Origin of the sequence: Ferroplasma sp., assembly GCF_031200575.1 — an archaeon.
In the GTDB taxonomy this organism is placed as follows: Archaea; Thermoplasmatota; Thermoplasmata; order Thermoplasmatales; family Thermoplasmataceae; genus Ferroplasma.
The window spans coordinates 1341311-1355220 of record NZ_CP133597.1 but is presented as its reverse complement, the minus strand read 5'-3'; the positions used below and the strand labels follow the sequence as shown (position 1 = coordinate 1355220).

Sequence of the window (13910 nt, the reverse complement as noted above, 5' to 3'; positions counted from 1 at the left end):
AAATAGATATAGGTATGTGGCTTTTACGCTTATGGAAGTGAAGGTTAAGAGCGAGATGGACATAGACAGAGGACTTTGCGATTACTGTGGAGCCTGTGTTGGCATGTGTCCAACTGATGCGATTAATTTGGATGAAACAGTTATTGCCATAAATGAGGATAAGTGCATTAAGTGCGAATTTTGTGTTATAGGTTGCCCCACAGGAGCAATCTCAGCGGAGTGGTTCCATGCTAAATTATGATGTTCTTGTAATAGGTGCAGGCCCTGCAGGAAGTTCTGCAGCAAGGTATTCTGCAAGATACGGTCTGAAGACCCTGATGGTAGAAAAGCGTCCCGATATAGGTTCTCCGGTAAGATGCGGGGAGGGTGTATCAAAGGCATGGATGCCTGAGGTAGACTTAAAACCTGAACAGCACTGGATATCTGATGAGGTAAAGGGTGCAAGAATCTATGGTCCTTCAGAGAAAAAGCCAATTATACTGGGAGCAGAAAGCGCAGGCAACGAGGTGGGCTTTGTCGTTGAGCGTGATAAATTTGATAAGCATATTGCAACACTTGCCGCCACAGAGGGTGCTGATATATGGATAAAATCACCCGCCACCTCAGTTATAAAGGAAGGGAACCGTGTTGTAGGTGCTAAGATAAGGCATAATGGAGAGGAAGTAGAGGTAAGGGCAAAGATGGTAATAGCTGCTGATGGCTTTGAAAGCGAATTTTCCAGATGGGCCGGCCTGAAATCTCCCATACTGAAGAAAAACGATATCATATCTGCACTGGAATACAGGATGGAAAATGTAGACTCAAACGAAGATTTTACAGATTTCTATCTCGGGTCAATAGCCCCGGCAGGTTATCTCTGGGTATTTCCAAAGGGGCCACATGAGGCTAATGTGGGAATAGGTGTAACCATAACAAGGATGAAGGATCGCCTTGACGTTAAAAACTATCTTGATTCATGGATAAAATCACATCCAGGATACAGCAAGGGGCGCATCATCCAGCAGATAAGCGGCGGAGTTTCTGTGAACAGGGTAAAGGATAAGATGAGCCTTCCTGGCCTCCTGGCCATAGGGGATGCAGCAAGGCTCATTGATCCTATAACTGGCGGAGGAATAGCCAACGGAATGATTTCCGGTAAATTCGCAGCCCAGGTTTCTAAAAAGGCCATAGAGGAGAACGACTATTCAGAACAGATGATGAAAAACTACGACCTTATGGTAAAGGACAAATTCGAGAGAAAGCATCTGAGAAACTGGTTTGCTAAGGAGAAACTGGGAACGCTGTCAGATGAAACACTGGACAAGCTTGTTGATGTTATATCCGACGTAAAAATGACAAACATCTCAGTTGAAGAAATATTAAAGGCAGTCCAGATGAAATATCCGGAACTTGTCTCACAGCTTGAAGATTTAATTTAAAGCTGTGATTCCAGATCATCGAGGCTGAAATTTCCTCCCTTGAACTGGGTTTTAAGCATTTTTTTGAAATTCCTGTTCTTTTTTATTGCCTTCATATTCTTTTTCATGGCATTGTATTCTTTTAATAACTGCCTTACATTCTTTTCTCCCTGCCCTGAACCTGCTGCTATCCTCTTTATGCGCTTTGCATTAAGCTCATCGGGATTTTCCAGCTCATAATATGTCATGGAATCAAGTATTACACGGTATAAACGCAATTTCTCATCAGCCTGTTCAAGCTGGGAATCATCCAGTTTCCCGGCGCCGGGCATTTTTGCCAGTGGAAGGGCGCCGAAGAATTTTTTCAGCAATCCGGGCTTTGCAAATTTTTCCCATACATCGTACATATCCTTTAGGTCAAATTTCCCGGACATTAGCTTATCCAGTGATGCCTCCGCTTCCTCCTCGGTCAGGTTTGTTTCCTCAACAACCTCCATTAATGAATCTATATCTCCCATTCCTAGAAGCCTTGAAAGGAATTTTTTCGGGTTAAATATCTGTATGTCATCCATGTGCTCCCCGGTACCTATGAAATAAACAGGGGATTTTATATCAGCCACGGCACTTAGTGCGCCACCTGCTTTTCCCGTACCATCCATTTTTGTTATTATGACACCGTTGATATTTACTGCATCGTGGAGTTTCTGTGCCTGTGGGCCTGCCTGCTGTCCCAGTGTTGCATCAATGACAAATAATACGGTATCGGGATTTACCTTCTCCTTGATCTCCCTGACCTCATCTATTAAATCCTGGTCCAGGGAATCACGGCCGCTGGTATCTATTATTTTTATCCTGTAATCATCTAAATTCTTTATTCCATTCCTGACTATCTTCAGGGCATTTTTCTCATCCTTTTCGCCGTAGAAGCCGGCATTAACATCCTTTGCTATCTGGCTCAGCTGCTCATACGCACCTGGCCTGTGGACATCAGCCGCTATCAATCCTGTGGAAAGCCCTTTTTTCTGGAACAGCCTCGCAAGCTTCCCTGCAGTGGTTGTTTTACCGTTTCCGTATAAACCCACGAGCATTATGGTCTGCGGTTTCAGTTCAAAATCGGCATCTGTGCCCAGTATTTTAAGTAGCTCTTCATATATTATCCTTATAATGTAATCCTGTGATGTCATTCCAGCCGGCGGCTTCTCATTAAGTGCCCTCTCCTGAACAGTATTTGAAAGCTTTAGGACAAGTTTAACATTTACATCTGCCTTTAGAAGTGCCCTCTGAATCTCCTTTGTTACCTCCTTAACTGTATCCTTGTCTATGTAACTTGACCCTGAAATTTTACGCATAATATTTTTTAATGAATCTGATAAGTTATCGAGAACCATAATCATTTATCAAAATGTGTTATATAAGATTTGTTAGAAAAATAATGCAGAATTATAATACTGCAAGCCTACCAATAATTATGGAATATAAAAATCAGTATTCCCTCCACCTGTGCCCGCAGGATTCGCAGGTGTAAAATTTCGTCTCTGGCTCATCTGCGGATCTGGTCTGCTTCAGTAAATAATATGCGCCAACATGATGGCATACAGGGCACACTGCGTCACTGTCCAGTGGCTCGGCATTTACTTCCTTTGCCACCATTATAATTTCCTTATCAGAACTTTTTGAAATGATTTTCTGGTCAGCTGTGCCCGCCTTCAACACTTCGAAACCACAGCTATTGCATACATATTTATCTTTGTTTGGAGTCATCAAAGCCCCACATTTTGGGCAAAACATAATACATTATTTCAGAAGAATATTTAACACTTGCGAGATTATCTGCATGCCTCTATTACAGCTATCGGTAGATAATTTTATTAATAATCTGCATATTAATTACACATGACAGTAGAAGAAATTCTGAAAAAATACAGGGATATAGCAGTCGTTGGCATTTCAGACAAACCCGACAGGTATAGCTATCAGGTGGCAAAATTTCTGATGGACAGGGGTTACAATATAATTCCAGTCAATCCCATGCTGGATCAGTGGATGGGAAAAAAGGCTTACAGGGATATTCATTCAATAGATGGGAATGTTGACGTTGTTGACATATTCAGAAGGCCAGAATTCATTGGGAATATAGTCATGGATTCAAAGGGAAAGGCAAAGGTAATATGGATGCAGGAGGGGATAGTCAACGAAGATGCAGCAAAACTGGCAAATGACATGGGAATGGAAGTTGTAATGGATAAATGCATGAAAAAGGAATATGAAAAATTAAATAAAAAATAGAGATACAGTACCAAGCTGGGGTAGCCTAGCCCGGTAAGACGGTAGATTCGAAATCTACTGCTAGAAATAGCTCGGGAGTTCAAATCTCCCTCCCAGCGCCTTATATCAAATTACATGAAAGGTTTTCTGGATATTTATGCCGTTAATCTCTTACAGGTTTTGTACAGATGCACGTCACTCAAATATTTTATAGAAAATATCCATAATCAGGTATGCAGACAAATATTTTGATTACAGGGGTAGGCCATGGAATAGGCAGTTCCCTTGCCTATTACCTGAATAAACAGGGGTTCCATCTTTTCCTTGCATCCCGTGGTGATACAGTGGAATCCGTTGCCGAAAAGATCGGATGCCATTCGTGGAAGGCTGACCTTAATAATTATAAGGAATGTGAGAAAGCTGTGGAGGTTGCCACAGAGGCCATGGGAAGCCTGGATGGGGTGGTAAACGTTGCCGGGAATTATTTCTCCACCACGGAAATAGAGAAATATCCGGAGGATACATTTCAGGAGGCCCTGCTTAACAACGCAAGAACATTTTATAATATGGCAAGGGCATCTGTGCCAGTCATGAAAAAGCAGGGATTTGGCGCAATTATCGGATTTGCGGCCGCTGACAATGTGCTGCTTAATTCCAATCCAGGATACGCAGCAGGCAAGGGTGCAGTGTATTCAATGATAAGGGAACTTTCCCGGGAGCTCATACCCTATAACATTACCGTGAATGGAATAGCACCGGGATTCATAGAGAAAGATTTTATAGACCAGGGAGTGCCCCAGAAGCTGGGAACCCCAGGCAGATATCCTCCGTCAGGTGTTAACAGGGCTGTGGAATTCCTGTTGCTTTCTGAGTTGATAACAGGCCAGATTATAAATGTTGCAGGCGGGCATAATATGAATATAGGGAGTGGCATAAAATAGAAATTCATTGAATAAAATACTAAAAATTCCAATTTAAAATTACTAATTTTTAAAGAGATATCCTTCCGGGTACCTTCGGAAATGTTGTAACATCCTCTATTTTTGCTACACCGCATACAAACCTGGTAAACCTCTCTATGCCTATCCCGAATCCTGTTGTGAGCTTAATTCCTTCCCGGGCCAGTTCAATGAACCATTTGAACTGCTCCTCTGTCTGGCCTTTCTTATGGATCCTGTCAAGGATCTGTGAAAGTTCATATTCCCTTTCTCCCCCGGATGACGCTTCCTCGAACCCCTCAGGCCATATAAGATCCATATCCCTGAGAATGCCGGGCCTGTCAGGGTATTCCCTGTCATAAAATTCTCTCTCCTTCAATGGTATGTCTATTACCCATACAGGGGATGTGGAATCCTTTGATAGCTTTGTTTCGAATCCTTTCCCATATTTTTCCTCAGCCTCCCTGAATGTAATTACGGGAAATGGCTTCTGGTAATCAGGCAGCGTCCTGTGGAAATACTTTAGCTCTTCTGAATGTTCCTTCTTTATTCTTGATATTGTGTATATAATCATATCCTCTGCAAGGGACATCATCTCTTCTCTGGATTTCTCTAGTGCCTCTATGTCAATCTGGGTAAATTCATAAAGATGCCTCCCGGTTCCGGCCTTTTCCTCGGTTTCAAGTCTTACGTTTGGGGACATTATAAATATTTTCTTGAGTTCCTGCACGGCTATCTGCTTGTGGAAAATCATGCTCTGTGTTATCCACATGTCGCCCCCGTAGGCATGAATCTTCGGATCATAAACCGGATGGTTCAGCGGATCCGTAAGCGGTGAAATTATAATGGGTGCAATCTCTGTGTAGCCTGCCTCCCGCAGGAAATCTGTCACATATGACCGTATATAGCTCTGTACCTTTATTGCATGCTGGACTTTCGGGTCGGCAAGGTGCCTCATTGATCTTTCTATCTCACTTTTCACATAATCATCATTCTGATTCAATGTTTCCATAATGTATTTATTAAATCACAATTTATAAACATTTTATCTGATTTTCCGTGTTAAAAACAAATGTTTTATATATATCAATGTCATTTTGCTTTTATGCTTGATAATATTGATAAAAAGGATATGAAAATAATAGAGTACCTGAAGGAGCACGGAAGGGATAAAATATCAGACATTTCCAATTCTCTGGAGATTCCCAGGGCAACAATATTCGAAAGAATGGAGAGGCTCAGGAAGGACGGGTTTATAAAAAAATATACTGTGGACCTGAACTATGAGAAGCTGGGCTACTCTGTCCTTGCATATATCATGATACAGTACAATCCAAAATCTTCCATAGACCAGAGGTCATTATGCGTCAACCTTTCAAGGATGGATAATGTGATCTCGGCATCCATAATTACCGGTGACTGGGATATTATTCTGTTAACTGCCCAGAAATCCATGAAGGATCTTTCTACCTTTGTGCTTGAAAAACTCAGGACAATGGACGGAATTGAAAAAAGCGTTACAATCCCATTATTCGAAAGGATATTATAACAAAAATATATTATGTGTTGAAGCTGGGATAGCCTAGCCTGGTAAGACGCAGGTCTGGAAAACCTGTGCACGTAAGTGCCCGGGAGTTCAAATCTCCCTCCCAGCGCTTTTTACCTCTGTTTTATACCTGTTGATATTGCTGATAATTTCATGAAGGACTTTTTCCGGATTTTTCATGTAGTCCACGGACCAGATTCTGTAAAGATTCCATCCCCTGGCAGAGAGGATAGTTTTTCTTATCCTCTCACGTTCAGATGCAGTTTTCATGCTATTATAGATCCTGCCATCTGTTTCTATTCCAAGGATATAGTGGTTATCATCCTCCGGATCAATCACAGCCAGGGCTATATTGTTCATTGAATACCCTACATTTTTTACTGTGGCAAAACCTTCAGCCTCAAGCTTGGCAGCGATATCATTTATCATTGCATCATCGTTCCTGAATTTCTGTATGATAGATCCTGATCCATGATTTTTGGCATAAATCAAATACTGCTTTAGAAGCTCAGGCCCCCTGCCTGCAGTTTCCGGAACTCTTATGTCCTCTGGGTCCATTGATGAAACAACTATGAATTTTTTCCTTGCCCTGGTTATTGCCACATTCAGCCTTTTTTCACCACCGGTACTGTTTATGGGCCCGAAATTCATTGTCAGCCTGCCATTATCATCCTTTCCGTATCCAGTGCTCAAAATTATTACGTCTTTTTCATCCCCCTGCACGTTTTCAAGGTTTTTTACAAATATGCCATCACTGTTTATCAATTCCGCAAGAACGCTATCATGCCTGGAATAGGAGCTAAGGGTTTCCTCTATGGCAGACCTCTGTGCCTCGCTCAGGGTTACCACACCTATGGAATTTGTCTGGAGCAGCTCTTCCTTTATTATCCTCACAACCTCATTTGCCTCTGCCCTGTTGGTTCTGCTCTTCCCCCTGCTGTAGGTGCCATCGATTTTGAAAAATTCCAGGCCCGTATCTGGAGAATTTACATATGCTGATGGGAATGTTTCCAGAGAATTTTCATAGAAATACCTGTTGGAAAATGCAATCAGCCTGTCATCAACACTCCTGTAATGCCATTTCAGGGGTATCTTAGCGAGCCCAATGGCGTCAAACTGATCAAGTATGTTATCCAGTACGACATAATCATCCTCATACTTTGATATATTTACATTTTCAAAGAAGCTGGTTGGAGGAAGCTGCTGCGTATCCCCTGATATAATTGCCTGCTTTGACCTTATAAGGGATCCAACTGCATCGGGCGGAGTCAGCTGTGAGGCCTCATCAAATATAATGAGGTCAAAGGAAAAATCACTGTCCAGGAAAGCACTCACATTATTCGGGCTCATCATTATGCATGGCTTCAGTGCTGGAAGCACATCCCTGAGCTCACCGAAGAGAGTTTTTAATGGCTTCTGAAATCTTTTCTTTGCATTTTCTGTTTTTATTATCATTGACGCACCTGGATACTTTGCCAGAATCTCCCTGCGTCTGTCTGTTAATTCGCTTACCAGGTTGATCCTGTTTATTTCTATCCTTTTCCTGTCATAATCCATGAACATCCCTGCCAGCCTTTCATGGGATGAGGCCCTGAAGTTCTTTAGATTATCATCGTTCCTTACATAATATGAAACAAATTCGTGGTTGAAACTATGCCTGAAAGAGTGAAGTATAGAATCGTTATGCAGTTCCTTATTGAAGGCCGGTGATATGTCTATACCAGAAGATTTAAGGGAATCGTAGAGCTCCATGAATTTGGCATATCGTTCAACATCCAGGGAAGATAGCCCTCCTATCTGTTCTCTGATTTCCTCCAGGTTTTTATCAGTCATGCTGCTGGCTGATGGAAGAATCTCAGAGAGGGAATTTATTCCATTGCTTACAGATTCAAAGAGTGATTTGAATTCCATTACACTATCCATATCCCCATTTCCTGATACCATTCCGGTTACTGCCTCCACTGCAGTTTCTCCGGGCATATTTGAAATTATTTTTTTGGCATACCTGATCCTGTCATATACATCCTCCGAGTCTATGTTCTTTGATTTCATGGATTCCTCCACTGCTTCAAGGGCTGCTTCCTTCTCCCTTATCTTCATGGCGTAATCAATGTCTTCAATAATTTCGTTATAATGCTTCCTGGAAGAGTCCTCTGTGAGTTCCATTATATCCCTTACTATCTTTTTATAATCCGATGATAGCCTTTTGAGGCCAGAGCTGTAATTTTCAACAAGATTCTTTTTCAGGGAATCAAGATCCAGATTCATAAACTCTTTTTTCCTCTTTTTAGTGAAGATATCAGACATGTATTTGTATTCCTGAATAAGTTTTTCCCGGGATTCCAGCAGTTCATAGGCATCCTGGATAAACTCTGCATCCAGGAACTCTTTCTCAAGGGTTACATCCGGGTTGAGCACCGATGCCAGCTGGTATACCTTCTCCGCATCCTTCATTGAGGTGACGTCCACGCCGGTACAATTTTTTATCTGCTCCCTTATTTCCTCAATGCCATCTATTCCGTTTTCTATGGAATCTATGCCGCGGTAGTATTTTTCGGGATTTTCCCTGTACCTGGGCAGCTGCAAATCAACCGGCATTTTATCGAAATTTTCAATGATATCGAGGTAATCGTTGAACTCTGAAATCTGAAACTCTATGTTTTCCAGTACTTCCGGGGTAATATCAATCATGCCTGCACCAATTTTAAGAGAAAACTGGCAGCTGTTTTCAAGTTCAATCATGCATGCATCGTACACGCTCCTTCCAAGGTTTCCACGTTTTTCATGGACAGCATGTACATAATCGTTCAGTGTTCCTGAATACCTGTCCGTGGGCACAAGGGTCCTGGGAACATGCTGGTTGTTCTCTACCGATTTGTACAGTGATTTAATGATCTCGCTCTTTGACGCATTTCCATGAAAGCTCAGGATAAAATCTCCCAGCCCGGACTCCTGGAGGCGCTTTTTGACAACCTCTATTGCAGCATTTTTTTCACTGACGAAAAGAACGCTCCTGTTATTCTTCATTGAATCAGCTATAATGTTAGAGATTGTCTGGCTTTTCCCTGTTCCTGGAGGACCGTTGAGTATAAAGCTTGCACCTGACCTTGCAGCATAAACCGCGCTTATCTGGCTGGAGTCTGCATCCATGACTGTATCTATTGAATAGTTAACTGTCTTAGGCATTTTCTCGTTCAATTTTTTAATGACCTCGAAATCTCCGGCCAGCGCCCTGGTCAGGTCATTTTTCTTTATGGCGTCATGGTTTTTCTTTATATCATTGTATATATTGTTGTTTGTAAAGGAAACCACACCTAGATAGGAATTTCTGCTGACACTCCACCTGGTATCCTTTACGGTTAGCTTGAAATTCCTCATTGCCTCGGATAGATTCAGGTTGTCATCAAAGGCAAAGTCAAATTTAATTCCGAACTGTTCCAGCTTTTCCCTCAGCACAGGATTGAAAAATATATCTCCCTCCGTTGATTCCAGGGTAAAATCATCGTACATCTTCCTGGACAGGGTTACAGGGACAAAGAAAAGCTGTGTTTCCACTGTTTTCGCATTTTCATCCTTCCATTTCAGCAGTCCAAAGGAAATGAACAAAACGTTTGATCCGTGCTCCTTCAGGGCACTGTTGGCCTGGTAGTACATAGATGACAGCGCCTTTCCCAGTCCATCCTTTCTAGAAAATATTATTTCATCCTTCCTGCGGTTTTCCTCATCTCCGGTCAGGTGCACCCCCATTTTTTTATCCTTGTTAACAAGGTCGTCAAAGAGGAATAGCATGGATGGAGTGGTTATCTTCAGGAATGACTCGGAATTGAAATATAGGAGGCGGTTATTTTTTGAAGTATCTATAACATCTTTTTCCCATTTTGTTATACTTTCATCTATGTTTATATCCATTGAATGTCTTGAGTTAATAATGAAAAGAATATATTAATTTTATTATAAATGGCATTGCAGGAATTTTCAATTTTCTGAATAGTCTATGTTGACGTTTCTTGTTTCAATCCCGTAATGATGCCATACCATGGCACCTACAAACCCAAGAAGCCACAATCCCATGTTCAGGGCAATAAAGTCTGTTAGTGGCATGGTGCTGGTGGCTATTACAAGAAGTGGATAGACTATCATAGGGGCCAGCCTGACGGTACCGATGAAAGTTCCCCTTATTCTTGTTGGTGCCAGTTCGGGCTCCAGTGTTGTCCTTGAAGCCCAGGCAAATTCACTCATCATCATATTCAGAAACAGCAGTGGATAAAATATCAGTGTGTCGTGAAGGAAGGGTATAAGAATAAAAATCAGAACCGTGGATAAAAATCCGGTTCCGAAGGAATACATGGTGTATTTTTTCCTTCCACGGGATATGAGCGGTGCAGCAATGAAGCCAGCCACTGAAGCGCCAACAAGGGCAACAAATATTATCATGTCATCTGTACGGGCTCCTGGGAATTCGTAGGGGCCGATTACATATGCCATGAGGCCGAATGTGGTATACTGGGATATTGCCATGGTCATGAGCACAAAGAGAGAGAGCCTGTAAGCAGGCCTTTTGATATTTACGCCGTTAGTGTCTATGTAAAGCGATTTCTTTGTAATCTCTGACTTTTCCTTCTGCCCCCTTGATTCCTGCCATTTGTATGACTCCGGCAGGGAAATCCTGGATAGTACCATAATTATAATTAGCACTGAGGCAGCAGAAAGAAGAATTATCCTATCCATAAATGAATTTACAATTATAACAAATAATCCTGCTATAAGGGCACTGCCTATGTTGTCAAAATCAGATATGATTGTAAGCCACATTGCCCTCTGGGATACTGGAGAATCCTCAGATACAAGTGATAGTGAGGGTATTTCCTCTCCACCGACCCCGAATTCCGCCAGCATAAGGCCTATTATCAGTGGAATGAAGGTATAGCTCAATGATATCACAACTATTCCCACACCATAAATGATCATGGTCATAAGAAAAATCTTTTTTCTTCCCAGCCGATCCGTAAGCAACCCCATGAAAAAATTCCCGAATGGGACAAATAAAGGCCCAATCAGCAGAACGAGAACCTTCAGATAATGTGGAAGCACCCCTATTATCGACCCTGCTGCAGCAAGCGGGCCCAGTGTACCAACCATTCCCCAGAACGTTAGCCCTGAAGCGCTTGATACAATCATAAAACGCTGCTTCGTGGTTAACGTAATAGCCACCATAATTCTATAAATTCATATTTCGTATCCATCTCCCTCCGCCGGTATTGTCCGGATCAGGTTACACGGGTCGATCCCTATCCTCTCAGCTTTTCGCTCCCCGGTAATTATATATTTATAAAACATATAAATATTTATCGACCTGTACAGATTTTTTTATTCCTGATAAATATAATATGTCAGAATCAATTTATGGATATGGATGGAAAGAGGATAGCACTGGTATCTGTAACCGCCAACGGCATGGCAATTTCTGAAAGGCTTTCTCTTGAGTTCAAAGCAGATATTTTTGTAAGCAGCAGATTCGCAGGAACCGGTAATTATAAAGTATTCCATCACGCAGAGGATATTACATCATTAATTTTTGAGAATTATGTTGCTGCCATTTTCATTATGTCTCTCGGGGCAGTCGTAAGGATCATAGCACCTTGCCTGCATGATAAGTTTCATGATATACCGGTTCTGGCAATAGATGATTCTGCCAGGTTTGTTATACCTGTAACAGGAGGCCACCACGGTGCCAATGATATGGCCGGAAAAATAGCGGACATTCTGGGTGCAGTGGCAGTAATCACAACCGCATCAGACCTCCATGGAATTGCTGCTGTAGATTCAGTTGCAGTGAAATACGGCATGGTCATCAAAAACAGGGAGAACCTCGCCCCTGTTTCAGGAGATATGCTTGCAGGTGATCCGGTACAGGTAATCAACAGGACTGGAATTTCAGTCCCGGAGCTTCAGGGCTCCTCCAGCGGAAGAAAAATCATTATAACCTACATGGATGAGCAGGATGATTCTGCCCTGATCCTGGTGCCACAGGTGCTGGACCTCGGCATCGGTTTTTCCAGCGATGCCACATTAAAAGACATGTTAAAGGCCATAGAATCAACATTCAAAAAATTTCACTTATTAATGGAGGCCATAGGATCGATTTCAACCATAGATATAAAATCCGGGAACCCTGATATAAAAAAACTGGCAGAAAGCCTGAAATGCCCACTTCATTTTTATCCTGCTGAGGAGCTTAACAGGCATGCATCTGACAAATCCGATGCTGTTTATAGGGCAACCGGCGCCTATTCTGTATCCAATGCCGCCGCAAGAATTTCCTCTGGAAATGGCATGCAGATAGTATCTAAGGAAATTATTAATAATGTTACCGTATCGGTGTTTCTGCATGGCCATTAAGGGAATAATGATAGCGGGCACATCCAGTGGATCCGGGAAAACAACGGTATCAGCCGGGATCATGAGGGCACTTTCAGATAAAGGAATGAGGGTGCAGCCATTCAAGGTTGGCCCTGATTATATTGATCCGGGATTCCACAGAATTGCATCAGGGAATATACCACACAATCTTGACCCGGTTATGGGAAGTGACGCAACTGTCAGGGAGATATATTATCACAATTCCGAAGGCGGTGATATTTCAATAGTTGAGGGGGTAATGGGCCTTTATGACGGGGCGCCAGGAAATAAGTTCCGTGGCAGCTCGTTTGATGTGGCAAGGATTCTTGGATTGCCTGTAATACTTATTGTGGACATTTCATCTTCAGGGCAGAGCGCCGCTGCCACAGTGATGGGATTCAGGGACATGGATAAGAGGGTGAACATAGCGGGTGTTATAATGAACCGCGCAGGATCAGATTACCACTGCAGCATGGTAGGGGACGCAATAGAGCATTTTACGGGAATAAAGGTTATAGGATGCATAAAGCGCGGCGAGGATTTAAAAATAAAATCACGTTATCTTGGCCTTGTGACAACTGCGGAAAAAGCAACAGGAGAAACCTATTTTCAGAATCTATCACAGCAAATTGCAAAAAGTGTTGACCTGGATTCCATAATAAGGATTTCCAGTAAGTATAGAACCATCTGGAAGGGAAGCAAAAGGATTTACAATTTAAAAATGAAGGAGAGGGCAAGGATCGGCATAGCATATAATGAGGCATTTTCCTTCTATTATGCGGAGAATATTGAAATTCTGGAAAAATTTGGCGGCATTCCAGTATATTTTGATCCCATAAGGGATAAAACCCTGCCTGATATTGACGGGCTGTACCTGGGCGGAGGATATCCGGAACTCCATGCCCGGGAACTTTCAGAGAATAAAACGATCATGTGGGAAATCAGGAATAAAATCAGCAATGGAATGCCGGTTTTCGCTGAATGTGGCGGATACATGTACCTTTCAGAATCAATAACTGTTGATAAGGGGAATTTTCCCATGGTGGGTGCAATACCGGCAACGGTGTATATGAAAGGGCTCTCGCTGGGTTACAGGGAGGCTGCTGCTGCATCAGATTGCGCCATACTGGAAAAGGGTAAAAGAATAAGGGGGCATGAGTTCCACTATTCAAGAATAGAATTCAAGGGGGACCAGAAGCCAGCCTATGAATTCAAAAATGGTGAGCTGGAAGGATACAATTACATGGGACTCACTGCAGGATATCTGCATGTGTATTTTCCGTCAAACCAGAATGCAGCCAGGAGATTCGTTTTGCGGTGCAGGGATTACCGTAAACAAAATCCTGAATCATAATATATCAATAA

Annotated in this window: 12 protein-coding genes, 2 tRNA genes and 1 riboswitch; of the genes, 9 read left to right on the top strand and 5 right to left on the bottom strand. The window is 42.4% G+C overall.

Annotated features, from left to right (window positions below; all coding sequences use genetic code 11):
* The first annotated feature begins 31 nt into the window (after window positions 1-31).
* Together RE471_RS07265 and RE471_RS07260 are read left to right on the top strand one after the other, a co-directional pair.
* Window positions 32-241, top strand: coding sequence for a DUF362 domain-containing protein (locus tag RE471_RS07265; protein ID WP_276935413.1), 210 nt, complete (start codon window positions 32-34; stop codon window positions 239-241).
* Window positions 228-1418, top strand: a complete 1191-nt coding sequence (locus RE471_RS07260; protein WP_309214162.1) for a digeranylgeranylglycerophospholipid reductase — start codon at window positions 228-230, stop codon at window positions 1416-1418. Before RE471_RS07265 ends, RE471_RS07260 begins: the two co-directional genes overlap by 14 nt.
* Here RE471_RS07260 and RE471_RS07255 read toward each other — a convergent pair.
* Both RE471_RS07255 and RE471_RS07250 read right to left on the bottom strand, forming a co-directional pair.
* Entirely contained in the window at window positions 1415-2785 is a 1371-nt protein-coding gene (locus RE471_RS07255; RefSeq protein WP_309214161.1) for a signal recognition particle protein Srp54, read from the bottom strand. The genes RE471_RS07260 and RE471_RS07255 overlap by 4 nt on opposite strands.
* A gap of 94 nt (window positions 2786-2879) precedes the next feature.
* On the bottom strand, window positions 2880-3185 hold the full coding sequence (locus RE471_RS07250; RefSeq protein ID WP_298277241.1) for a transcription factor S: 306 nt from the start codon (window positions 3183-3185) through the stop codon (window positions 2880-2882).
* 105 nt (window positions 3186-3290) lie between these two features.
* Between RE471_RS07250 and RE471_RS07245 the strand changes: the two genes are divergently transcribed.
* The 3 genes from RE471_RS07245 (at window position 3291) to RE471_RS07235 (ending at window position 4603) form a co-directional block, all read left to right on the top strand.
* The gene (locus tag RE471_RS07245; protein WP_309214160.1) at window positions 3291-3683 is read left to right on the top strand and encodes a CoA-binding protein; all 393 of its coding nucleotides are present in this window, start codon (window positions 3291-3293) and stop codon (window positions 3681-3683) included.
* A 14-nt stretch (window positions 3684-3697) separates the two neighbouring features.
* Window positions 3698-3781: transfer RNA gene (locus RE471_RS07240), tRNA-Ser, on the top strand.
* 114 nt (window positions 3782-3895) lie between these two features.
* Window positions 3896-4603, top strand: a complete 708-nt coding sequence (locus RE471_RS07235) for an SDR family oxidoreductase (protein ID WP_309214159.1) — start codon at window positions 3896-3898, stop codon at window positions 4601-4603.
* Window positions 4604-4652: 49 nt separating this feature from the next.
* Here the strand turns inward: RE471_RS07235 and RE471_RS07230 are convergent, their stop codons facing one another.
* Window positions 4653-5612 carry an asparagine synthetase A gene (locus RE471_RS07230; RefSeq protein ID WP_309214158.1) on the bottom strand — a complete coding sequence of 320 codons (960 nt, stop codon included), beginning with the start codon at window positions 5610-5612 and terminating at the stop codon, window positions 4653-4655.
* Between the two features lie 93 nt (window positions 5613-5705).
* Here RE471_RS07230 and RE471_RS07225 point away from each other — a divergent pair, with 93 nt between their 5' ends.
* Both RE471_RS07225 and RE471_RS07220 read left to right on the top strand, forming a co-directional pair.
* Entirely contained in the window at window positions 5706-6149 is a 444-nt protein-coding gene (locus RE471_RS07225) for an Lrp/AsnC family transcriptional regulator (protein WP_309214157.1), read from the top strand.
* A gap of 22 nt (window positions 6150-6171) precedes the next feature.
* A tRNA-Ser gene (locus tag RE471_RS07220) sits at window positions 6172-6255 on the top strand.
* On the opposite strand, the gene RE471_RS07215 is transcribed toward RE471_RS07220, so the two are convergent.
* Entirely contained in the window at window positions 6237-10055 is a 3819-nt protein-coding gene (locus RE471_RS07215) for an AAA domain-containing protein (protein ID WP_309214156.1), read from the bottom strand. The two genes, RE471_RS07220 and RE471_RS07215, sit on opposite strands and share 19 nt — an antisense overlap.
* A 66-nt stretch (window positions 10056-10121) precedes the next feature.
* The gene (locus RE471_RS07210; protein WP_309214155.1) at window positions 10122-11324 is read right to left on the bottom strand and encodes an MFS transporter; all 1203 of its coding nucleotides are present in this window, start codon (window positions 11322-11324) and stop codon (window positions 10122-10124) included.
* Between the two features lie 49 nt (window positions 11325-11373).
* A riboswitch (TPP riboswitch) is annotated at window positions 11374-11470 on the bottom strand.
* 85 nt (window positions 11471-11555) lie between these two features.
* Here RE471_RS07210 and RE471_RS07205 point away from each other — a divergent pair.
* Both RE471_RS07205 and RE471_RS07200 read left to right on the top strand, forming a co-directional pair.
* Entirely contained in the window at window positions 11556-12545 is a 990-nt protein-coding gene (locus RE471_RS07205) for a cobalamin biosynthesis protein (RefSeq protein ID WP_309214154.1), read from the top strand.
* Window positions 12535-13899, top strand: coding sequence for a cobyrinate a,c-diamide synthase (locus RE471_RS07200; RefSeq protein ID WP_309214153.1), 1365 nt, complete (start codon window positions 12535-12537; stop codon window positions 13897-13899). Before RE471_RS07205 ends, RE471_RS07200 begins: the two co-directional genes overlap by 11 nt.
* Window positions 13900-13910: the final 11 nt, after the last annotated feature.